The organism is Streptomyces sp. GQ60 (genome assembly GCF_059758875.1).
Genome location: NZ_JCAXEG010000037.1, coordinates 1 through 20,317, shown reverse-complemented (window position 1 = coordinate 20,317; position 20,317 = coordinate 1). Strand labels below are relative to the sequence as shown.

22 protein-coding genes are annotated in these 20,317 nt (G+C 72.0%); 11 read left to right on the top strand and 11 right to left on the bottom strand.

Annotated features, from left to right (window positions below):
- The first annotated feature begins 865 nt into the window (after positions 1-865).
- The 5 genes from AC6CKD_RS37205 to ppk2 all read left to right on the top strand — a co-directional run bounded on the left by AC6CKD_RS37205 (position 866) and on the right by ppk2 (position 5,999).
- On the top strand, positions 866-1,204 hold the full coding sequence (locus tag AC6CKD_RS37205) for a MerR family transcriptional regulator (RefSeq protein WP_498333737.1): 339 nt from the start codon (positions 866-868) through the stop codon (positions 1,202-1,204).
- Positions 1,205-1,480: 276 nt separating this feature from the next.
- Positions 1,481-2,359 (top strand): GNAT family N-acetyltransferase, encoded by an 879-nt coding sequence (locus tag AC6CKD_RS37200; protein ID WP_498333735.1) that lies wholly within the window; start codon positions 1,481-1,483, stop codon positions 2,357-2,359.
- Positions 2,360-2,540: 181 nt separating this feature from the next.
- The gene (locus tag AC6CKD_RS37195; protein WP_498333734.1) at positions 2,541-3,725 is read left to right on the top strand and encodes an alcohol dehydrogenase catalytic domain-containing protein; all 1,185 of its coding nucleotides are present in this window, start codon (positions 2,541-2,543) and stop codon (positions 3,723-3,725) included.
- A gap of 66 nt (positions 3,726-3,791) precedes the next feature.
- Positions 3,792-4,886, top strand: a complete 1,095-nt coding sequence (locus AC6CKD_RS37190) for a carboxylate-amine ligase (RefSeq protein ID WP_498333732.1) — start codon at positions 3,792-3,794, stop codon at positions 4,884-4,886.
- Between the two features lie 81 nt (positions 4,887-4,967).
- Positions 4,968-5,999: a polyphosphate kinase 2 gene (gene ppk2 / locus AC6CKD_RS37185; protein ID WP_498333730.1), complete on the top strand. Its 1,032-nt coding sequence runs from the start codon at positions 4,968-4,970 to the stop codon at positions 5,997-5,999.
- A 30-nt stretch (positions 6,000-6,029) separates the two neighbouring features.
- Here the strand turns inward: ppk2 and AC6CKD_RS37180 are convergent, their stop codons facing one another.
- A complete protein-coding gene (locus tag AC6CKD_RS37180; RefSeq protein ID WP_498333729.1) occupies positions 6,030-6,413 on the bottom strand; it encodes an SsgA family sporulation/cell division regulator in 384 nt (127 codons plus the stop codon).
- A 217-nt stretch (positions 6,414-6,630) separates the two neighbouring features.
- Between AC6CKD_RS37180 and AC6CKD_RS37175 the strand changes: the two genes are divergently transcribed.
- Positions 6,631-6,792: a hydrophobic protein gene (locus AC6CKD_RS37175; RefSeq protein ID WP_498333727.1), complete on the top strand. Its 162-nt coding sequence runs from the start codon at positions 6,631-6,633 to the stop codon at positions 6,790-6,792.
- A 64-nt stretch (positions 6,793-6,856) separates the two neighbouring features.
- Positions 6,857-7,225: a PRC-barrel domain-containing protein gene (locus AC6CKD_RS37170; protein ID WP_498333726.1), complete on the top strand. Its 369-nt coding sequence runs from the start codon at positions 6,857-6,859 to the stop codon at positions 7,223-7,225.
- 58 nt (positions 7,226-7,283) lie between these two features.
- On the opposite strand, the gene AC6CKD_RS37165 is transcribed toward AC6CKD_RS37170, so the two are convergent.
- The 9 genes from AC6CKD_RS37165 to AC6CKD_RS37125 form a co-directional block, all read right to left on the bottom strand.
- The gene (locus AC6CKD_RS37165; RefSeq protein WP_498333743.1) at positions 7,284-7,637 is read right to left on the bottom strand and encodes an ATP-binding protein; all 354 of its coding nucleotides are present in this window, start codon (positions 7,635-7,637) and stop codon (positions 7,284-7,286) included.
- Between the two features lie 97 nt (positions 7,638-7,734).
- Complete coding sequence (locus AC6CKD_RS37160; protein WP_498333724.1) at positions 7,735-8,196, bottom strand: DUF5709 domain-containing protein; 462 nt, start codon at positions 8,194-8,196, stop codon at positions 7,735-7,737.
- A gap of 57 nt (positions 8,197-8,253) precedes the next feature.
- Entirely contained in the window at positions 8,254-10,371 is a 2,118-nt protein-coding gene (locus AC6CKD_RS37155) for a xanthine dehydrogenase family protein molybdopterin-binding subunit (RefSeq protein WP_498333722.1), read from the bottom strand.
- Positions 10,372-10,398: 27 nt separating this feature from the next.
- Positions 10,399-11,418, bottom strand: a complete 1,020-nt coding sequence (locus AC6CKD_RS37150; RefSeq protein ID WP_498333720.1) for an FAD binding domain-containing protein — start codon at positions 11,416-11,418, stop codon at positions 10,399-10,401.
- Positions 11,415-12,053, bottom strand: coding sequence for a 2Fe-2S iron-sulfur cluster-binding protein (locus tag AC6CKD_RS37145; protein WP_498333741.1), 639 nt, complete (start codon positions 12,051-12,053; stop codon positions 11,415-11,417). Before AC6CKD_RS37145 ends, AC6CKD_RS37150 begins: the two co-directional genes overlap by 4 nt.
- A 125-nt stretch (positions 12,054-12,178) precedes the next feature.
- On the bottom strand, positions 12,179-12,457 hold the full coding sequence (locus tag AC6CKD_RS37140; protein ID WP_498333719.1) for a hypothetical protein: 279 nt from the start codon (positions 12,455-12,457) through the stop codon (positions 12,179-12,181).
- Between the two features lie 90 nt (positions 12,458-12,547).
- A complete protein-coding gene (locus AC6CKD_RS37135) occupies positions 12,548-13,633 on the bottom strand; it encodes an iron-containing redox enzyme family protein (protein WP_498333718.1) in 1,086 nt (361 codons plus the stop codon).
- On the bottom strand, positions 13,633-13,902 hold the full coding sequence (locus AC6CKD_RS37130; RefSeq protein ID WP_498333716.1) for a CDGSH iron-sulfur domain-containing protein: 270 nt from the start codon (positions 13,900-13,902) through the stop codon (positions 13,633-13,635). Before AC6CKD_RS37130 ends, AC6CKD_RS37135 begins: the two co-directional genes overlap by 1 nt.
- Positions 13,886-14,557: a HemK2/MTQ2 family protein methyltransferase gene (locus tag AC6CKD_RS37125; protein WP_498333740.1), complete on the bottom strand. Its 672-nt coding sequence runs from the start codon at positions 14,555-14,557 to the stop codon at positions 13,886-13,888. The genes AC6CKD_RS37130 and AC6CKD_RS37125 overlap by 17 nt, the downstream gene beginning before the upstream one ends.
- 344 nt (positions 14,558-14,901) lie before the next feature.
- Between AC6CKD_RS37125 and AC6CKD_RS37120 the strand changes: the two genes are divergently transcribed.
- The 3 genes from AC6CKD_RS37120 to AC6CKD_RS37110 all read left to right on the top strand — a co-directional run bounded on the left by AC6CKD_RS37120 (position 14,902) and on the right by AC6CKD_RS37110 (position 18,010).
- A complete protein-coding gene (locus tag AC6CKD_RS37120; RefSeq protein ID WP_498333715.1) occupies positions 14,902-15,630 on the top strand; it encodes a VOC family protein in 729 nt (242 codons plus the stop codon).
- A gap of 125 nt (positions 15,631-15,755) precedes the next feature.
- A complete protein-coding gene (locus tag AC6CKD_RS37115) occupies positions 15,756-17,489 on the top strand; it encodes a PP2C family protein-serine/threonine phosphatase (protein WP_498333713.1) in 1,734 nt (577 codons plus the stop codon).
- Between the two features lie 143 nt (positions 17,490-17,632).
- Entirely contained in the window at positions 17,633-18,010 is a 378-nt protein-coding gene (locus AC6CKD_RS37110) for an STAS domain-containing protein (protein WP_498333711.1), read from the top strand.
- A gap of 15 nt (positions 18,011-18,025) precedes the next feature.
- Here AC6CKD_RS37110 and AC6CKD_RS37105 read toward each other — a convergent pair whose 3' ends face one another.
- Complete coding sequence (locus tag AC6CKD_RS37105) at positions 18,026-18,979, bottom strand: AraC family transcriptional regulator (protein ID WP_498333709.1); 954 nt, start codon at positions 18,977-18,979, stop codon at positions 18,026-18,028.
- A gap of 292 nt (positions 18,980-19,271) precedes the next feature.
- Between AC6CKD_RS37105 and AC6CKD_RS37100 the strand changes: the two genes are divergently transcribed.
- Complete coding sequence (locus AC6CKD_RS37100; RefSeq protein WP_498333738.1) at positions 19,272-20,153, top strand: SigB/SigF/SigG family RNA polymerase sigma factor; 882 nt, start codon at positions 19,272-19,274, stop codon at positions 20,151-20,153.
- The last annotated feature ends 164 nt before the right edge of the window (positions 20,154-20,317 follow it).

The window sequence follows — 20,317 nt, the reverse complement described above, 5'->3', positions numbered from 1 at the left end:
GCTTCTGGGCGGCTACGCCCTTCTCTTCGGCCAGGCAGAACTGCGCCAACCCCAGCCCGCGGCCTGACCTCCTCGCGGAGCACGCGGATTCCTCATCGAGATGCACCCGGAAATCTACGCTGGCGGGAGTAGACATTGGTCCGTGGTCTGGTTATGGTTTCTCTCGTAGCCCAGAAAGACCGAAGGGCCTGGCAGAGACGAACTGCCGGGCAGCAGTACGTGAAGTACAAGTAGTCGCAGTTCAGCAGTGCGGTGCGGTAGTGGAGTGTCGAAGCCACAGCTTGTGCAGGACGGCGACGGGACTGACTACCGGACCGGGCGGCCCGCAGTGATCAGGGGCCGCCGCGAGCAGTGCCGCAGTAACGCAGGTGGAAGTAATCAGCAGTGAAGTTCAGCGAGAGCGGTACCTCGGTGAAGGCGTCGACTGCGGACGCGCGCACCGGGAAGTTCGGCAGTGGGGTTCCAAGCCAGAGCAGACGCACGATGGGCAACGGGGCTGGCTGCCGGAGAGCGGTGCTACGACAGGCCGCCGAGCAGTTCGCAGTGCGCATTACCCAGCAGTACCCGTAGGTGCAGTACGGCAGTACCCGTAAATGATTGATCCCAGAGGGAAGAACGGAGGAGCCGAGCACCATCAGGATCGCCCGGGCAGAGCGTTGAGCCCGGGTACCGCAGGACATCGATAGTGAGGTGGTCTCCGGTCAAGCAACCGCGATCCCCGCAGCCCCGACAGCACGCAGGTCGGGCACGCGGACACAGAAGGCCGGCGCACGATCAGGGCCGGCAGATGGTGTAGCAGTTCCTTCGGGGCCCTGGTGCCAATAGGCGCCAGGGCCCCTCCACGCGTTTCCACAGAGAGATACACATGACAGCAGAAGATCCGACCGGCCCCCTCGGCGGCCATCTGGACGACGACGACTTCCCCGCCTACACCATGGGCCGGGCCGCCGAAATGCTCGGCACCACCCAGGGCTTCCTCCGCGCCATCGGCGAAGCCCGACTCATCACTCCGCTCCGCTCGGCAGGCGGCCACCGCCGCTACTCCCGCTACCAACTGCGCATCGCCGCCCGCGCGCGGGAGCTCGTGGACCAGGGCACCCCGATCGAGTCCGCCTGCCGGATCGTGATCCTCGAAGACCAGCTCGAAGAGGCCCAGCGCCTCAACGCCGCATACCGGCGTGCCGCAGACGCGACCGACCGCTGACCGCGTTCCCGGGCCCTCGGTCTGGAGGAACGGTTCCGGGGCGCCGCTGATGCCGCCCCGTACGGCGGCGAACGCGTCCAGGTGTCGATCGTCGACGCGGGAAGGTCTTGCGTTAACCCTTTGCCGGGGAACCGATGGTCCGGCTAAGTTCGCCCGAGCCGTCCATGTCGTTCCGGGCCGGCACTGTCGACGAGGAGGTGTGGAGCACATGCGTACGAGTGCCCAGCAGGCGAGCCCGCGTACTGACCTTCGCCACCTCCTCACGACGGAGACACCTTGTCGCTTCGCATCACCCCACTGACCGACCCCGCACACGGGGCGAACAGCCGACGCCTCGCATGGCTGGCGTCCGACGCCGATTCCATCCCCGTGGGGACGGCCTTTCTGCGCCTGTTCGACGGCGGACAAGAGCACCTGGCCGAACTGACCCTCCAGGTCCATCCCACGGAGCGCCGCAAGGGCGTCGGCTCCAGACTCCTCGACACCGCCGTGGCCGCCGCCCGGGACAACGCCCGGCGCTGCGTCAGCGCGCAGGCCGAGGCCGGATCGCCCGGCAACCACTTCCTGCCGGCCCACGGCTTCCGCAAGGTGCTCACCTTGAGATTCGCCCGCTTGCCACTGGCCGACGTGGACCCCACCGCCCTCGCGGAGATCATCGAGCGTCCACACCCCGGCTACCGGCTGGCGTCATGGCGGGGAACCGTCCCCGACGACCTCGCCCACACGTTCGCCGCCTCACGCCGCGCCATGGACGACATGCCCATGGAAGACACCGACTACGGCACCGTGACCTGGGACGTGGACCGGGTCCGGGCCGCCGCGAAGGCCGTTGGAGACCGCGGAGACCAGCTGCACACGGTCGTCGCCATCGACACGACCGACGACTCGATCGCCGGGTTCACGGAACTCGTCGTCCCCGGCAGCGGCACGGGTGACGGCCAGCACTACGGCACCGGCGTCCTACCCGAGCACCGCGGACACGGCCTCGGCCGCTGGATGAAAGCCGAGTCGATCCGACAAGCCCACGGGCGCTATCCGAACCTCGGCGGCCTCCTGACCGACACCGCCGACAGCAACACGCACATGCGACACATCAGCGACAGCCTCGACTACGTGCCCACACACACGACGGTCCAGTACCAGCTCGACCTGTAGGGACGAGCGGACGGGGCCTATCGAGAGGCGATCCGCCCCCGTTCGAGCCCGTCTCCGCCACCGAGGGGATTCCCGTGCAACAGCTCGGGTAGCCGCCCATGCAGAACGCGTCAGCGGCGTTGAGCGGACACGCGGTCGGGGCGTCAGCCGAATGGCGGCCTCCACCGAGCGAGGAGTCACTATGAAAGCCCTGACCTGGCACGGTAAGCGTGACGTCCGAGTGGACAGCGTCCCCGAGCCCGTGATCAAGGACGCGACCGACGTCATCGTGAAGATCACCACCACCGGGCTGTGCGGATCGGACCTGCACCTGTACGAGGTGCTCGGCCCCTTCCTGGACGCCGGGGACATCCTCGGCCACGAGCCCATGGGCACCGTGGCGGAGGTCGGCCCGGAGGTCACCCGGGTGAAGCCGGGCGACCGGGTCGTCATCCCGTTCAACGTCTCCTGCGGCACCTGCCACATGTGCGGCCACGGCCTGCAGTCGCAATGCGAGACGACCCAGGTGCACGAGTACGGCAGCGGGGCGTCCTTGTTCGGCTACACGAAGCTGTACGGGCAGGTGCCCGGCGGCCAGGCCGAGTACCTGCGGGTTCCCTTCGGCAACACCCTTCCCATCCCGGTGCCCGCCGACGGCCCCGACGACCGGTTCGTCTACCTCTCCGACGTCCTCCCCACGGCCTGGCAGGCCGTCGAGTACGCGGCAATCCCGCCGGGCGGATCGGTCGCCGTACTCGGTCTCGGACCGATCGGCGACATGGCCACCCGCATCGCCGCGCACCGGGGCGCGGGCCTGGTCATCGGCATCGACCTCGTCCCCGAACGCCTCGCCCGGGTCGCCGCCCGCGGGGTCCACGCCCTCGACCTGGGCACCTACGGCGAGGCCATCGCCGACGAGGTGCGGGCGCTGACCGGTGGACGGGGTCCGGACGCCGTCATCGACGCCGTGGGCATGGAAGCCCATGGGGCACCGCTCGCGAAGGGGGCCCAGAACCTCACCACCATGCTGCCGGACGCGCTGGCCGCCAGGATGATGCAGCGCTTCGGCGTGGACCGGCTCTCCGCGCTCCACCTCGCCATCGACCTCGTACGCCGCGGCGGCACCATCTCCCTCGCCGGGGTCTACGGCGGAACGGCCGACCCGCTGCCGCTGCTGACGATGTTCGACAAGCAGATCCAGCTCCGCATGGGCCAGGCCAACGTCTGGCGCTGGGTCGACGACCTCCTGCCCCTCCTCACGGACGCGGACCCCCTCGGAGTCGACGGCTTCGCAACGCACCGGCTGCCCCTCGCAGAGGCACCGGACGCGTACGAGATGTTCCAGAAGAAGCGGGACGGCGCCGTCAAGGTCCTCTTCACACCCTGACTCGCCGCGCGACGGCCGTTCGCTCCCGGGACGCGTGATCAAGGCGGGGCGGGGTAGTCGCAGGAGATGATCACGGTCGGCGTCGAAGAAGAGTACGTGCTGGTGGATCCGGTGACCGGGCTGCCGACAGCGCGGGTGGAGGACGTGAGGCGCACCGCGGGGCTCGGACGGATCACGGATCGCGGTGAGGTCCAGGACGAGCTGCTCCAAGCGCAGATCGAGGTGGCCACTCCCGTCTGTTCGAGCCTGGACGAGGTGGGGGGCCACCTGCTGCGCCTGCGCCATGCGGTGGCCGCCGCCGCGGAAGCGAACGGCTGCCGGATCGCCGCCACGGGTGCGGCCCCCTTGCGGGGGGCCCTGCCCGTGCCCGTGACCCCGACCCGCCGCTACCTGCGGATGGAGGGTGAGGCCCGGCAACTGGTCGACGAGCACCTGATCTGCGGGATGCACGTCCACGTGGCGGTCCCCGACCCCGGGACCGGCATCGCGGTGATGAACCGGATACGCGGCTGGCTGCCCGCGCTGCTCGCCATGTCCGGCAACTCACCCCTGTGGGAGGGGCGCGACACCGGGTTCGCCAGCTGGCGAACCATCGTCTTCGGACGCTGGCCGGTGAGCGGCCCGCCGCCCGTCTTCGACGGCGTCGCCGACTACGAACGGCGCCTGGAGGCCCTGGTGGAGTCCGGGATGATCGCCGACCGCGGTCAGGTGTACTGGCAGGCCCGGCTCTCCGACCGCTATCCCACCATCGAGGTGCGCTGCCTGGACGTCCAGCTCCGGGCCGACGACGCCGTCATGCTCGCCGGCATCGTACGGGCGCTGGTCGTCACGGCGATCGCGGAGGAGAAGGCGGGCGCACCCCTGGCCGTGAGCGACCAGGAGCTCCTGCAAGCCGGAAACTGGCACGCGGCCCGGCACGGTCTCAACCGGACCCTGCTGGATCCGTACGGCCACCCGCACAGCAGCGGAGACGTCCTCTGCTCCCTCCTGCGCCACGTCACCCCGGCCCTGGAGGAAGCCGGTGACCTCCGGGAGGTCAGCGCCCTGGTCCACCGGCTCCTGCGGGAAGGCACCCCCGCCGACCGCCAGCGCCGCGCCTGGGCGGAAGGGGGACTGCCCGGACTGCTCGCCCTGATCACCGGTGCGACATCCGTGGCCTGATCCCCCTCGCCCACGGGCGGCGGGCAGGACCGGGACGCCGACCGTGCGGTGTGCGTGCGTCCGTCGGGGTAGGCGCACGGTATGGACACGTACGGAACGCGACAGCCCGACGGCGAGGACTTGCTGGAGGGACTGAGCGTGGACGATCGCCGCCCCGAGCAACCCGTACTGCTGGACGCCGACGGCCACCCGATCCGCACGTGGCAGGAGAACTATCCCTACGACCGCAAGGTCCGGCGCGGTGAGTACGAGCGGACCAAGCGCGTCCTGCAGATCGAACTCCTGAAGCTCCAGCACTGGGTCAAGGAGACCGGAGCCCGGCTGGTGGTGATCTGCGAGGGGCGGGACGCCGCCGGCAAGGGCGGCACCATCCAGCGGTTCACCGAACGCCTCAACCCGCGTGGTGCCCGGATCGTCGCCCTGGACAAGCCCACCGAGCGGGAATCCGGCCAGTGGTACTTCCAGCGGTACATCGCCCATCTGCCGACCGCCGGCGAGATCGTCTTCTTCGACCGCTCCTGGTACAACCGTGCCGGAGTCGAGCGCGTGATGGGCTTCTGCTCCCCCGCGGAGAACGAGCTGTTCCTGCACCAGTGCCCCGCCTTCGAGGCCATGCTGGTGGCCGACGGGATCCTCCTGGTGAAATTCTGGTTCTCGGTGTCCCGCGCCGAGCAGCGCACCAGGTTCGCGATCAGGCAGGTCGACCCCGTACGGCAGTGGAAGCTCTCGGCCACGGACCTCGCATCCCTCGGGCTGTGGGACGCGTACACGACCGCCAAGGTCGACATGTTCCGGGCCACCGACACCGAGCACGCCCCCTGGACCGTCGTCAAAACCAACGACAAGCGGCGGGCCCGGCTGGAGGCGATCCGCAGCCTGCTGTGGCGCATCGACTACGACCGGAAGGACACCGAGGCCGTCGGGCAGCCCGACACGCTGATCGTCGGCGCCGCCGACACCCTCCTGGAACCCGGCGAAGAACCCACCACCCTCTCCCCCACCACGCTCGCCGGCCCCGCCCTGGGCCCCGGCCTGCACCCTCGCGGCGAATCCGGGGCACGGCCGGACGCGACCGGCGCGGATTCGTCCGGTGGCACGCGGAACCCTCGATGACGGGACGAAGCACGCCTCCTCAGGAGGTGCCTACCGGGCCAGGAACTCGTCGAGGAGCTTGTCGAGGTCGAGGAACTCTTCTCCGGCGCCGATGACTGCGTAGGTCTGCTCCAGGAAGGCCGTGAGCGCGGCGGCATCCACGAAGAGGACGGCCTTCTCTTCCCGCTCACCCTCCTGGCCGCGCAGGTCGATCCGGAGTTCGCCGACGCCGGCTCGCGTGTGGGGACGGAAAGCGACGTCGCCCTCGCCCACCGGGCGGCGCAGTCCCTCGGCCAGCATCTGCCGGTCGAAGCGCCAACGTGCCAGGAGGCAGGGGCCGTCGGAGAACTCCGCCTGCACCGCGTACGGGTCACCGCCGTCGTACGAGAAGCGAACGCGGAGAAGGACGCGGCCCGCCGCCGCATCGAGGCGCACGGGTACCAGAGTGGATTCGCAGAACATCGACAGGCCTCCTGGGTGGGCTGCACGGCTGCATGCGTCTGCCCCGCCTCGCCGCCTGCCACACTGCCGCGTCGAAAACCGCGTGCGGGGGGAGCTGGAGGCTTACCGGCCGGGCTCGGCGAGCGGGCGCCGACCGGATGCGTGTGAGATCCGGTCGGTGGGGCACACGCCTGTTCGGAGGTTGATAGTCATGGTTCCCCTGCTACTGGTTCTCCTGCTCGTTCTCGTTCTCGCCGGCGCCGGATTCGCGATGGAGATCCTCTGGTGGATCGCCCTCGCGGTGCTGGTCCTCTGGCTGATCGGGTTCGTAGCCCGCCCCAAGACGGGTGGCGGACGCTGGTACCGCTGGTAGACGGGTTTCACCCGCCGAGACCCCGAGATTGAGCAGAAGTCTTTACCGGAGGAGTTGTTTCTACGTGACGGAGCATGTGTGGAGTTACACGTCCACCTCCGGCCATCTGGCCGGTACCGATCTGACGGGCTACAAGGTCGAGGCGACCGACGGCGACATCGGCAAGGTGGACAAGCACTCCGACGAGGTCGGTGACGCCTATCTGGTCGTGGACACCGGAGTCTGGATCTTCGGCAAGGAAGTTCTGCTGCCGGCGAGCACGGTGGTCCGGATCGACCCGCAGGAGCGGAAGCTCTACGTCGACCGGTCGAAGGAGCAGATCAAGAGCGCGCCCGAGTTCCACCGGGACAAGCACCTCGGTGACGCCGGCTATCACGAGGAACTGGGCACGTACTACGGGTCCGGCGCCCCGTTCGGCGGTCGCCCTGCTTGATGCTCGCGTGTCTGCTTGATGCTCCGCGTGGGGGGCCCGAACTGCGAGTTCGGGCCCCTCACGCGTCCGTGCGTCCCGTCCGGTGCGCGCCCGTCGTGCTGGAGCGGCGGAGGAACGCGGTGATGGTCTTGCCCTCGTGGCCGTATCGGATCTCGGTGCGCTGCGCGATCTTCTTGACCAGCAGCCAGCCGAACCCTCCTGGCGCTGCTGCCGGCGTGCCCGGCGTGCGGGGAGCGAGCGGAGAGGCGTCTGACACTTCGACGGCCACCGAATCCGGCAGGTACAGGACCCTCAGAGCGGTCACCCCGCCCGCGTGGCGAACCGCGTTGGAGACGAGTTCCGTGACCACCAGCAGGACGTCGTCCATCAGGCGCTCCCTCACGGAATGGCCCGAGAGGACCTCCCGGGCCATGCGCCTGGCGTCTTCGCCCTTCAGCCCGCCCACGCGGCCTGCCTCGGTGTGGCCATGAGGGGCGCCCGCCTCCGGGCGCCTTGCGTCCGCTGTTCCCTCATGACTCGGCCTCATCGGCGTCGGGGAGGACGTGTACGGCCGCTTCCTCGGCGGAAGCCGCTCCCCCGTCGATGCCGACGTCGTGCGCGATGATGTCGTTCCGGTGGGGGGAGGCCGTGGCCGGGGCCAGCCGCCCTGCTCGGTCGGCACCTGCCTCCGGGTCGACGGGCTCGCCCTCGCCGCCTGCCACGTCCCCTATCCCGTCTCCCCACGGGGGCTCCGGCTCGGGCTGTTCCCGGGCAAGGCGGCCGTCGAGGCTCTCGCCGCTGTGCTGCCCCGCGGCCGTGGTGTCGTCCCGGTCGCTCGCGTAGGGGCGCTCGGGCGGCGAGTAGCCGGTGTCGAGCTGTTCGTCCGTGTCGGGCGTACCGAGACCGTCGTCCATATCGGGCTGGAGCTCGGAGGGCTCGGCCTCGGGCTGAGGCTGGTAGACCTCGTCTCCCCGTGCCTCTTTCTCGCTCATGGGTTCGTCCTCTCGTCGTCGCGGAACGGGTGCGGCGCGACTTCAGCCGACACGACTTCAGCCGGCGCGTCCGAGTGCCGTCAGGACGCGGTCGGGTGTCAGGGGGAGTTCGCGCAGACGTCGTCCGGTGGCGTGGCAGACGGCGTTGCCGATCGCGGCCGCCGTACCCACGATGCCGATCTCGCCGATCCCCTTGCTGCCCATGGGATTGAGGTGCTTGTCGTGCTCATCGATCCAGTGGACCTCGATGGCGGGCACGTCGGCGTGCGACGGTACGTGGTAGGTGGCGAGGTCGCTCTCGGTGAAGTCGCCGAACGCCGCGTCCATCGTGCTGTGTTCGGTCAATGCCATGCCGAGTCCCATCACCATGGCCCCCTTGAACTGCGAGCGCGCGGTGAGCGGGTTGAGGATGCGGCCGGCGGCGAAGACGCCCAGCATGCGGCGTACGCGGACCTCGCCGCTGACCGTGTCGACCCGCACCTCGGCGAAGTGCGCGCCGAAGGCGTGCCGGGCGTACGGGGACTTCTGCTTGGCCGACTGCGTGGTGTCGGCGGACGCGGACAGGCCCTCGGCCGGCAGCGGCCCGTGGTGGCGTTCCCGTCGAGCGACCAGGGCGTCGCAGGCGTCGTGGACGGCCCATCCCCAGGAGGCGGTGCCCGAGGATCCTCCGGCGAGCGGGCCGGCGGGCAGGCCGGTGTGCCCGATGGCGACGGACACGGAGTCGAGCGGGACCCGCAGGGCGTCGGCGGCCACCTGGGCCAGGACGGTGCGGGCGCCCGTGCCGATGTCGGTGGCGTCGACCTCCACGAGGTAGTGGCCGTCGGGCCGGGCCCGTACTCGGGCGGTGGAGGGCGCGACGAGCACGGGGTAGGTCGCCGCGGCCACCCCGCTGCCGATGAGGTACGGACCCTCGCGGCGCGCTCCGCTGCGGCCGGTCCCGCCGAACCGCTCGGCGCCCTCGCGCAGGCACTCGACGAGGTGGCGGCTGCTGAAGGGGCGGCCGCTGTCGGGCTCGGTGCGGGGTTCGTTGCGCACGCGCAGCTCGACCGGGTCGATGCCGAGGGCGTCGGCCAGCTCGTCCATCGCGGATTCCAGGGCGTACATGCCCGGCGTCTCACCGGGAGCACGCATCCAGGACGGCGTGGGCACGTCGAGGGCCACGACGCGGTGGGTGGTGCGGATGGCGGGCACGGCGTACATGACGCGGGCGGGTACGGCCGCCTGCTCGACGAACTCGCGCACGCGTGACGTGTGCGTGGTGACCTCGTGCGTCAGTGCGGTGAGGGTGCCGTCGGCGCGGGCGCCGAGCCGGACGCGGTGCAGGGTGGGCGCGCGGTGCCCGACCGTGGCGGGCAGGTGGGCGCGGGGCAGGGCGAGTTTCACGGGCCTGCCGTAGTGGCGCGAGGCCATCACCGCCAGGACCACGTGGGGACGCGGCGTTCCCTTGGAGCCGAACCCGCCGCCGACGTGCTCGGACACGACGGTGATGTCCTCCTCGGTCAGCTTGAAGAGTGCGGCCAGGGCGTCACGGACGGGGCCCGCGCCCTGGCTGGAGTCGTACACCGTGAGGTGGTGGCTCGCCTCGTCCCAGTCGGCGGTGGCGGCGTGCGGTTCCATGGGGTGGTTGTGCAGGGGCGCGACCGCGTAGGCGCAGTCGACCCGTACGGGGGCGGCGGCGAGAGCCGCGTCCGGGTCGCCCCGCTCGCGGTGTGCGGGATGGCCCCCGTTGACTTCCTCCGGGGTGTAGGCGTCCTGATGGCCGACGGTGAGGGTGGCGTCGTGGGGGTCGCTCTCGTAGGCGACGCGTACCGCGGAGGCGGCGGCCCGGGCACCCTCCAGGGTGTCGGCCACGGCGAGGGCCACGTACCAGCCGCGGTGCGGGACCCGGAGGTCCTGGAGGAGGCGCAGCGTGGGGTCGTCCGCCTCGCCCAGCCGGGGCGCGTCGTACGGGGTCAGTACGCCGATCACGCCGGGCAGGGTGGTTGCGGCCGTGGTGTCGACGGAGGTGACGCGTCCGCGGGCGATCGTGGCGGGTAGGGGCCAGGCGTAGGCGCAGCCGGGCGGTGTGTGCTCTGCGGCGTAGCGGGCGGCCCCGGTCACCTTTTCGCGGCCCTCCCGGCGCAGGGCGGGGCTGCCGAGCGCGCGCACGGGCCGGTCGTCGGGGGTGGGGCGCATCGAGGTTCCCTTCCTGAGGGGGAGCGGTCACCGCTGGGAGGGGGCGGGAGGCCCCCCGCCGACGGAGCGGATCAGCGTGCCGAGGGCGTCGTGGGCGAGGTTGCGGGCGAGGTCCACCTTGAAGGCGTTGTCGCGCAGGGGCCTGGCCGCGGCCAGCTCGGCGTCGACGGCGTCGCGTACCGCCTGGGGCGTGGGTTCGGCCCCCGTGAGCCGTTCCTCGGCGGTGCCGGCGCGCCAGGGCCGGTGGGCGAGGCCGCCGAAGGCGAGGGCGACGTGGCGTACGCGGCCGTCGTCGAGTTCGAGCACGGCCGCCACCGAGGCGAGGGCGAAGGCGAAGGAGGCTCGGTCGCGGGCCTTGCGGTAGAGGGAGACGGATCCGGGGGCGGCGGGAGGCAGGAGCACGGCGGTGACGATCTCGCCCGGACGGATGACGGTGTCGCGTTCGGGGTGCTCGCCGGGGAGCCGGTGGAAGGCGGTCGCCGCCACCTCCCGGGTGCCGTGCTCGCCGCCGTACAGCTCTATCCCGGCGTCCAGAGCGGCGAGGGCCACCGCCATGTCCGAGGGGTGGGTGGCGATGCAGTGCTCCGAGTGCCCCAGGACGGCGTGGTCGCGGTGCACGCCGTCCCGGGCGCTGCACCCGGTGCCCGGTTCCCGCTTGTTGCAGGGCTTGGACACGTCCTGGAAGTACGGGCACCGGGTGCGTTGCAGCAGGTTCCCGCCGGTGGTGGCGACGTTGCGCAGTTGCCCGGAGGCGCCGGCCAGGAGGGCCTGGGACAGCGCCGGGTAGCGGGTCCGGATCAGGGGATGCGCGGCCAGATCCGTGTTGGCGACGCCGGCGCCGACCCGGAGCGCTCCCGTGGGCAGTTCCTCGATGCCGTGGAGGGGCAGTCGGGTGAGGTCGATGAGGGTGCCCGGGGTTTCGACGCCCTGTTTCATGAGGTCGACGAGGTTGGTGCCGCCACCGAGGTAGCGGGCGCCGGGGTGGCTCGCGCAGGCGGCCGCCGCTTCCTGGAGGCTGGTGGCCCGCACGTAGGCGAAGGGCTTCACGCGATCACGTCCGGGTCCCGGGTGGACGCCGCGGCCGGGCTGCGGGTCCGCGCGACGTCCGCGACCGCGTCGGCGATCCCGTTGTAGGCGCCGCAGCGGCAGAGGTTGCCGCTGAGCCGCTCGCCGATTTCCTCGGCGGTCAGGACGGCTGGCCGGCTCGGGTCGGTCGCGGCCTCGGCGCGGGTCACGTGCGAGGGGTGCCCGGCGGCGGCCTCGCGCAGGGCACCGACGGCGGAGCAGAGCTGGCCGGGGGTGCAGTAGCCGCACTGGAAGGCGTCGTGGTCGAGGAAGGCCTGCTGGAGCGGGTGGAGGGTGCCATCGGCGCCGGCCAGTCCCTCGACGGTGGTGATCTCGGATCCGTCCTGGGCCACGGCGAGCAGCAGGCAGCTGTTGGCACGACGGCCGTCGACGAGAACGGTGCAGGCTCCGCACTGTCCGTGGTCGCAGCCCTTCTTGGACCCGGTCAGGTCCAGCCGCTCGCGCAGGACGTCGAGGAGGGTGACGCGGTTGTCCACGTCGAGGACGTGGTCCCGGCCGTTGACACGGAGCGCGAGACGCGAGCGGTGGGCCCTCGCCGTCGGCGTGCCGCGCACGGACGGTGGTCCGGCCGTGGCCGGTGGGGCGTCCTGTTGCATGGGATTGCTCGCGCGCGTGGCCACGATCACCCTCCATGTCGGTTTACGGTGATATCTCCCGTCGGCTGCCCCGCCGCGGCCGTTCCATACGTCCGGGAGTGTCGCCTTCTCGCGCGAGGGGGCCGTCAGTCGGTCGGCTCCTGCGGCTCGGCGTTGCCGGGGCCGGCGACCGGCCGCTGGCCCTCCGCACGGGTGCTCCCCTCGCCGGCGGTCTCCTCGCCGCTGCCCTCCCCGCGGTCGTCCTCGCTGCCGCGGCCCTCCCGGGAGCCTTCCCGAGCCGCTGCGTGCCCCGCGGCCGGGAGGTCGGGTGCTACCGGGCCCAAAGGCGGCAGGTCGGGGGTGACGGCGTCACGCTTCTCCGGCACACGGTCCGGAAGCTCGGGCTCCGACGGGGCGCTTCGCATGACAGGTCTCCTCGTGGTCGGGTGCGTACGGGACACCCCCGCGCCTGCCCCACCGCGTCCTCCTGAACCGGGCGCGCACGCCCGTCTGGCCTAGGCGGTGGTGTCGCGGCCGGGCAGAGGCGTGCGCAGGGCGCTGGATCCTTGCTTCCACGCGGTACGGATGTGGGTCGCGAGGCGGTCTTCCAGGAGGACGGTCGCCGCGCAGCCGAAGGCGACATCGGGTTCCAGCCCCGGCTCGTCGGCCAGGAGTCCCCCGATGACCTCGTGGCGCACGACCTGCTCGTGGACGGCGTCGGCCTCGACGTGCTCCGTGTAGAAGTGCTCGGCGGCCGGGCCGGCCCCGCAGCGCCGCATGGCGTTGGCCAGGCGGCGGGAGCCGGGGGAAGAGGTGACTTCGACGCACGCGAAGTGCCCGACGAGCGCGCCGCGCAGGGCCCGGTGCAGGCCGAAGAGGGACATCAGGTTCACGGTCGCGAGCAGGGGCGCCGGCGCCTGTTCCACGTAGCGGCCGTACGCGGGATCGAGGTCGAGGTCGGCCATGAGGTCCGCGAAGAGCCGCGCGTGGACGCGCTCCGCGCGCCCGGCCCCGAACTCGTCGTACTCGATCGCCACCATCGCGGCCTTCGCCCGGCCGGTGAGCCGGGGGACGACCCAGACGTGCGGGTCCGCCTCCTTGAGGTGGTAGAGGGAGCGCAGCGCCGCGTACTCGCGCAGTTGCCACAGCTCGCCCTCGGTTTCGAGGAGGTGGCTGAGACTGCCGGAGAGGTCCACGGGCTCGACGAGCAGCGGGGCGAAGGCCTCCCCCACCGATCGGGGCCCGGCGGACAGCTCCGTTCTCAGGGCGTGCAGGAAGCGGTCCTCCAGGGCCCGGCGCAGCCGCAGCAGGTCCGGGTCCCATTCCCGCGCGTCGTCCACTCCCTCGAAGCCCCGGTAGTGCGGTTCGTACAGCAGGTACAGGGCGAGCTGCAGGTCCTCGCCCCACGGATCCGCCTTCAGTACCGTGCCGGGGGCGTACACGGGCGGGGCCCCCGACCTCAGGGCCGCGACCACGGCGTCGGACAGCTCGCCCCGCCCGGCTGCGAGGCGGGGACCGGGGGCGCCCGTCGTGGCACTCGTGCCGGGCGCGGGCGCGGTCGTGCCTGCGGGCGTGGTCGCGGGCGCGGGCGTCAGGGTCATCACGGGCTCCTGTCGTCGGGTGGCGCCGGTCGTTCGCGGCGACGGTGGCTGGTGTCGCACCAGGGGTAGGTGCGGCTCCGGCGGCAGGTGCACACCGCGACGACGAACCGGTCGGACCGGGCCACCGTCCCGTCCTCGAGGGCGATCTCCACGGGGCCCTCCACCAATACCGGGCCGCGAGGCTCGACCGTCACCCGGCGGGCACTCGCCTCCCTGAGCGCGGCGGGGCACGGACGGTCGCCGGTGGTGTCGTCAGTGGAGTCGGGCACGGATGACCACCAACTCTTCCCGTTCCTCGGCCGCGGCGACCAGGCCCCTGCGCTCCAGCCAGGCCCGGCGTGAGCGCAGGACGGGCCCCCAGGGCACCTCGGCCTTGGCGGCGACCTCCGCGGTCATCCCCACCCGGGTCAGCCGGGCGAGGGTCTCTCCCGCCCCGCACATGCCCGAGTGGACCATGAGCAGGACCCCACCGGGCCGCAGCAGGGCAGGGGCGTCCGCGCAGATGCGGTCGATGACCGTCCGTCCGTCGAGGCCGGCGTCCCAGGCCCGCGCCGGCCCGCGTGTCGGCAGCCGGCCCTCTGGAGCCGGGACGTAGGGGGGATTCGAGACGACCACGTCGAATCGGCGTCCCGCCGTGCGCGCCTCGAAGTCCCCGTGCAGCACCGTGAGGGGAAGCCGGAGCTTCCGGGCGTTCAGCCGGGCCGTGGCCACCGCCCGCCAGGACACGTCGACCGCCGTGACGCGGGCACCCCTCTTCGCGGCGTGCAGGGCCAGGGCGCCGGTACCCGTTCCGATCTCCAGGAGGTCGGTACGGGGTCCGATGTCCTCGAGCGCGAGGGCATCGGCGAGGAGCCGGGTGTCCGCCTGGGGACGATAGACGCCGTGCAGGGCCACGAGGCTGCCGGGCAACGCGGCCGAGGACAGAGCTGTACTGGGCACACTTACCTCCGGTTTCACCGCGGCCCTCGGAGCGGGCCGGAACGTGATCAGGTACTGCGCCTGCCCGGTCCGGAGCGCCCCATCCGGGAAGGCGTCGATCTTCGGAGGATCAGACGGAAGGCCTCAGGCTCGGTTCGAACGGTCCGGCGGCCTCCGGCGGCCCGCGCCGGACCGGCGCACCGCCGCGACACGGACCGGCGCGCGCCCGGGCGGCGGGCGCCGGGGGCTACGGTGGAGGCATCCCCTGCGAGGTGAGCGCCATGTTGCGGCCCGGAGCTGTGTCCACGTCAAGCCATGAGGTCCTCGGCGCGCCGTGCTGGGTGAGTCTGATGACCCGGGATCTCGATTCCGCCCAGCGGTTCTACGGAGCCGTGCTGGGCTGGACCTTCCGCGGCACCCGGCTCGGGGAGCGGTTCGCCTTCGCCTATCGCGACGGCGCTCCGGTGGCCGGCTTCGGGATGCTCGCCGACGATCTGTCCCTGCCCGCCGCCTGGACTCCGTACTTCGCCGCCGACGACGCCGAAGTCGCGGCCGCCCGCATCCGCGAGCGCGGTGCGACCGTGGCCGTCGGCCCGCTGGCCTTCGGCGCGGGCCGGGCCGTGCTGGCCGCCGACCCCGCCGGGGCGGTCTTCGGGCTCTGGCAGGGCCGGGTGCTCAGGGACTGGCGAGTGGGCCACGGCCCCGCTCCGGCCTGGCTGGAACTCCGTACGCGTGACGCCTTCGCGGCCGCCATCTTCTACGGGGAGGTGCTCGACTGGGCCGGCGAAGCACCCGGATCCTGCGTGGCGGCATACGAACAGGACCACGTCGTCCTGCGCCACGGCAACGACACGGTCGCACGGATCAGCGGCGGCGCCGTGGACGCGGACCCCGACCCGCACGTGCGGCCCCGTTGGCACGTCCACTTCCGGGTGCCCGACCTGGAGACCGCGGTCACAGCCGCGACCACCGCGGGCGGGAGGTCCGTCTCCCCGGTGGAAACCTCCGCGGCCGACCGGTCGATCACCCTGCGAGATCCCGAGGGAGGCCTGTTCACCATCCTGGCACCGCGGGGGTGAAGGTGGAGGCCTTCCCGCGGCCGTCCGCCCTCGGCGGCCGCTCCGCGTGAGGAACGGGGTGCCGGTCGATAAACTGGCCGTCCCGAGTTCTGCCGGAGGGGCCGGCTTCCGCGTGAGGGGCAGACGTGAACCGCTTCGCACGCCTGGCCACCCGCCTTCTGGCCGCGCCCAGGGCTCTCGTATGGGTGACGGGCGACGGGTCCGAGGTGGTCGAGAGCTGGCCGGCCGGCTCCGCCGACGCCGAAACCGCGAGGCTGTGCCGTTGCGTGGCGGAGCTCGGTGGGCCCTTGGCCCTGACGGGGGGCGGTGACGATCGGCTCGCCTTCGCGGGCGTCCCCCTGGTCGGCCCCGAGGGGGAACTCCTCGGTGTGCTGGCGGCCACCGACACCGGGCCGCGCACGTGGACCGGGGACGACCTGCGGGACCTCGGCGATCTCGGCGCGGCGTGCAGCGCGCAGATGCGGCTGCGCCTGCGCTCCGACGAGGTGCTGCGCGCCGGAGAAGCTGCCGGGGAGGCCGCTTCGCTCGCGGAGGCCCAGGCCGACCGGATGGAGACCCTGCTGAACCGGGCACAACTGTTGCTGCGGGCCGCGGAGGATCTGGGGGACACCAGTGGGCTGGGCGAGGTCTGGGCACGGGTGAGCGACCTCGCGGGCAGTGACCTCAAGCCCTCCCACGTGGGCCTGGTGTTGTCGGGTGAGGACGGATCGCTCCGGCAGGTGGCCGGGGCCGAGGCGGGGCAAGCCCCCTGGAAGGGGACGGACGCGGGGTACGGGGCCGATGCGGGCCGACCCGGCGCGCGGGCGGTACGAGAGCGCCGGACGGTCGTCGTCCCCGACCGGGAGACGCTCGCGAGCGGGTACGCGCCCGAGGCCGTGGCCGACTTCGACGCGCTGGGCCTGCACACGTTGGCGTGCGTACCGCTGCCGGGCTCAGAAGGCGTTCTCGGCGTGCTGGAACTGGGCTGGGACATCCCGCACGTGGTCGATCCGGCCGAGCGGGCGGTGCTCGTCGTACTGGCCGACTACACGGCCCGGGCCGTGGAGCGGGCCGCGTACCTGGACGAACGCGTCTCCATCGCGCTGCGGCTGCAGGAAGCCATGCTCACCGATCTCGTGGAGGTTCCGGGACTGCAGACCGCCGCCCTGTACCGGCCGGCGGCCCAGCAGGACATGGTCGGCGGCGACTGGTACGACCTCTATCCGCTGCCCGGCCCGAACGGCGCATGGGCCCTGACGGTGGGGGACATCACCGGCCACGACGTGCACGCCGCGGCTCTCATGGGGCAGGTCCGCAGCATGCTCCGGCAAGCGGACGTCGACCACCCGGAGCGGCCCCCGCACCAGGCCGTCGAGGCGCTCGTCCAAGCCTGCCAGACGCTGGATCTCCCGGCCGGCGGCACCCTCGTCCACGCCCATCTGACCCCCCGCTCCGGCGGCCACTGGCAGCTCTCCTGGACCAACGCGGGGCACCCGCCCCCGCTCCTCGCCCATCCGGACGCACCCGGCGAGCCGGCCGAACAGCTCCGGGCGCACGACGTCCTGCTGCACCCCGCGCTGCCGCCGGTGCCCCGTACGACCCGTACCCGGCTCCTGGCCCCGGGCAGCACCCTGCTCCTCTACACCGACGGGCTCGTCGAACACCGCGGCCAGGACCTCGGCACCGCCACGGACGAGGCCGCACGCTTCCTCGCCGCGGCCCGCCCCGACGCCCCCTTGGCCGATGTCCTGCGGCATCTGGCCGACACCGTCGCTCCCTCCCGCTCCGAGGACGACACCGTGCTCTTCGCCGTGCGCATCGCTCCGGCCGCCTCAGGGGAGCAGGGCCCGCCGCCGGCCGCCCGGTCGGCGGTCCGTTAAACGAAGAAGGCGTTCTCGTCGTTTGCGGGGCTGTAGATCCCGCCTGCCGCGGCTACGGTCGGGGCACGCAGACGAGCGGAGCCGGACCCGTCGCACCCGCTGCCGCGGACGGTTCCGTGACCGCATCCGAAGCAAGGAATGGCGTGAACCCGACTGACACCCCAGGTCCGCAGAACGTCACGGTCCTCACTCGCCCCGATGTCACCCTCATCACGCTCACCGGTGCCATGGACCTCGAACACGTCGACGGCCTCCGCACGGCACTGTCGGCGGCCTGCACCGGCGTCGACGCCCCCGCGCGCGTCGTCGTCGACCTCGCCGGGCTCACGTTCTGCGACTCCACCGGGCTCAACGCGCTGCTGCGGGCCCGCTTGATGTGCACGGAGAGCGGGCGCACGCTGACCCTCGCCGGCCCGAGCGCGCAGTTCTCGCGCCTGCTGAGCATCACGGGCGCCGACACGGTCTTCGACATCACCGAGTCGGTGGGCGACGGCCCGGACCGGTCCGCGACCGCGTTCTGACACTGCCCGTCGGGATCACCGCAGGCCGAGGGTGACCGACGGCGCCACCTCGTACACCTGCCGGTACGCGGCGGCGAAGCGGCCCTGATGGGCGAAGCCCCAGCGGGCGGCCACCCCGGAAACGGTCGTCCCGGTCGCAGGGTCCGCCGCGACGAGTTCCGCATGCGCACGGGCCAGCCGGACGCGGCGCAGATGACCGAGCGGCGTGGTGCCGGCGTGGCGGGTGAAGGCGTACTGGACCGCGCGCGGCGTGACGGGGATCGATGCCGCGATGTCGGCGAGGGTGATGTCGCGATGTGCGTTGGCCTCGATGAACTCGACGGCCCGGCGCAAGGTGCCGCTGCCGGCGTCGCGGGTGTCCCTCAGGTCCCTTCGCTCCGCGCACGTGGTGTTCGGCAGTGTCGCCAGGACCGTCGCCGCCAGGTGCTGGGCAGCTGTGGAGACCACCAGCCGGTTGCCGTCGCCGGACGCTGAGGCCTCGTCCAGCACGTGGTCGCGCACATAGGCGACGGCCGCGCCCAGCTGCCGGTTCGCGGCCGGTGCGATCGGCCGGGCTCCGGTGATCCGCACCCCTCGGCCCGCCGGCAGGGAGGAGACCCGGCCCAGGAGCCGGGGATCGAACATCGTGATCGTGTACCGGGCCTCGCGGACCTGCCCCGCGTACGGCCGGTCGGGGGGTGCCACGAGGAAGGTCTCGCCCGGGCCGAACACTTCCTCCCGGCCTCCCGTGGTGTTCACGATCGTCCCGGCGTGCATCGTCACCAGGCACACCTTGCCGAGACAGCCCGCGTCGTAGGACATGGTGTATCCGAACGCCAGCCGGTCCACGCTCAGCTCGCCCACCGCTCTGCGGGAGATCCGCGCCCGCGTGTCCGCGGGGCGGCCGCCGATCCGCATGGGGGTGTAGGCCGAGGACAAGAACTCCTGCGTGGCCTCCAGGTCTCCGCTGTCGAAAAGCAGGCTCTCCACCCGTCCGCTCCCTCTCCCCGACGACTCGGCGTGCTCCTCCGGGATGTCGCGCCCAGTATGACCGCAAGACGAGCACGGTTCGGCTGCGGCGCCCTCGCGGCACAAGGGGCACAAGGGTCACAAGCCCGTAGGCGAAGGGCCGAAGGTCCCGGGCGAAGGGGGCTGACGACTCCCGGGCAGCCGGGACCTGGCGGGCAGGCTCCCTGTCTCACCCCTGAGGCCGAAGGAGGGCCGTCCCGTGCCCGGTTTCACCGCCCCGTTCAACGCCACGACCGGATCGCCCGCCGCAGGCATGCCCTTCACGCAAGGAGTGCGCCGCGGCGCGCCGCAGGCCGGTACGGAACTGCCCGTGGTCACCCAGCCCCACCGGGTCGACCCCCTCCACGCGAAAGAGCTCACCAAGGTGTTCTTCGAGCGGCTGAACAGCCTCACCGAAGGCACTCCACAGCACCAGTACGTCCGCGGCACGCTCATCGAGATGAACATGTCCCTCGTTCGCTTCGCCTCCAAGGCGTTCCGCAGCCGGACGGGCAGTGCGGCGGGGGCGGGCGCCGAGATGGAGGACATCATCCAAGCCGGGACCATCGGCCTCATCAAGGCCATCGACCGGTTCGAACCCGAGCGCGGGGTCGAATTCTCCTCCCTGGCCCTCCCCTACATCACCGGGGAAATCAAGCGGCACTTCCGGGACACCACCTGGGCGGTCCGCGTCCCGCGGCGACTGCAGGAACTGCGTGTCGAACTCGCCAAGGCGCGGGACGAACTCGGCTCCACCCTGCGGCGGGCGCCGACCGTCAAGGAGCTGGCCCGCCACCTGGACCTGGGGGAGGAAGAAGTCATCGACGGGCTCGTGGCCGCCAACGGCTATTCGACTCAGAGCCTGGAAACTCCACCCGCCGGGGAAGAGGACCAGGGCTCCTCCTTGCGGAGCGGTCACCGGCAACCCGTCGCCGAAGAGACCCCCAAGGCGATCGAGCTCTTCGAGGATCTCCACGCCCTCGGCCCGTTGCTGAAGCGGCTCCCCGAAAGGGACCGCGAGATCTTGTACCTTCGATTCGCGCAGGAGAGGACCCAGTCCGAGATCGGCGCCGAACTCGGGATCAGCCAAATGCAGGTCTCGCGCATCTTGGCCCGCGTGCTCGCCGGCCTGCGTACGGCCATGCTCGACGCGTAGCCGCAGTTGCGGCCCCCTGCCGCCGAAGCCGAGGACTGACGATGCCCTTCACCCCGCGGGATCCCCAGACCCTGAAGCAACTGATCGCCCGTGAGGTGGAGAGCCTGCGCGTTGCCGCGAGTCGGCACGCGGGTGTCAGGACCGAACAAAAGGCACCACCGCCC

Bases quoted from the DNA above. Each gene is read 5' to 3' on its own strand.
- AC6CKD_RS37155 (WP_498333722.1), bottom strand. From the start codon at position 10,371: ATGCGCCCCACCCCCGACGACCGGCCCGTGCGCGCGCTCGGCAGCCCC.
- AC6CKD_RS37145 (WP_498333741.1), bottom strand. From the start codon at position 12,053: ATGCAACAGGACGCCCCACCGGCCACGGCCGGACCACCGTCCGTGCGC.
- AC6CKD_RS37135 (WP_498333718.1), bottom strand. From the start codon at position 13,633: ATGACCCTGACGCCCGCGCCCGCGACCACGCCCGCAGGCACGACCGCG.
- ppk2 (WP_498333730.1), top strand. From the start codon at position 4,968: ATGGACACGTACGGAACGCGACAGCCCGACGGCGAGGACTTGCTGGAG.
- AC6CKD_RS37205 (WP_498333737.1), top strand. From the start codon at position 866: ATGACAGCAGAAGATCCGACCGGCCCCCTCGGCGGCCATCTGGACGAC.
- AC6CKD_RS37160 (WP_498333724.1), bottom strand. From the start codon at position 8,196: ATGAGCGAGAAAGAGGCACGGGGAGACGAGGTCTACCAGCCTCAGCCC.
- AC6CKD_RS37100 (WP_498333738.1), top strand. From the start codon at position 19,272: ATGCCCTTCACGCAAGGAGTGCGCCGCGGCGCGCCGCAGGCCGGTACG.
- AC6CKD_RS37120 (WP_498333715.1), top strand. From the start codon at position 14,902: ATGACCCGGGATCTCGATTCCGCCCAGCGGTTCTACGGAGCCGTGCTG.
- AC6CKD_RS37140 (WP_498333719.1), bottom strand. From the start codon at position 12,457: ATGCGAAGCGCCCCGTCGGAGCCCGAGCTTCCGGACCGTGTGCCGGAG.
- AC6CKD_RS37195 (WP_498333734.1), top strand. From the start codon at position 2,541: ATGAAAGCCCTGACCTGGCACGGTAAGCGTGACGTCCGAGTGGACAGC.
- AC6CKD_RS37175 (WP_498333727.1), top strand. From the start codon at position 6,631: ATGGTTCCCCTGCTACTGGTTCTCCTGCTCGTTCTCGTTCTCGCCGGC.
- AC6CKD_RS37190 (WP_498333732.1), top strand. From the start codon at position 3,792: ATGATCACGGTCGGCGTCGAAGAAGAGTACGTGCTGGTGGATCCGGTG.
- AC6CKD_RS37165 (WP_498333743.1), bottom strand. From the start codon at position 7,637: ATGGCCCGGGAGGTCCTCTCGGGCCATTCCGTGAGGGAGCGCCTGATG.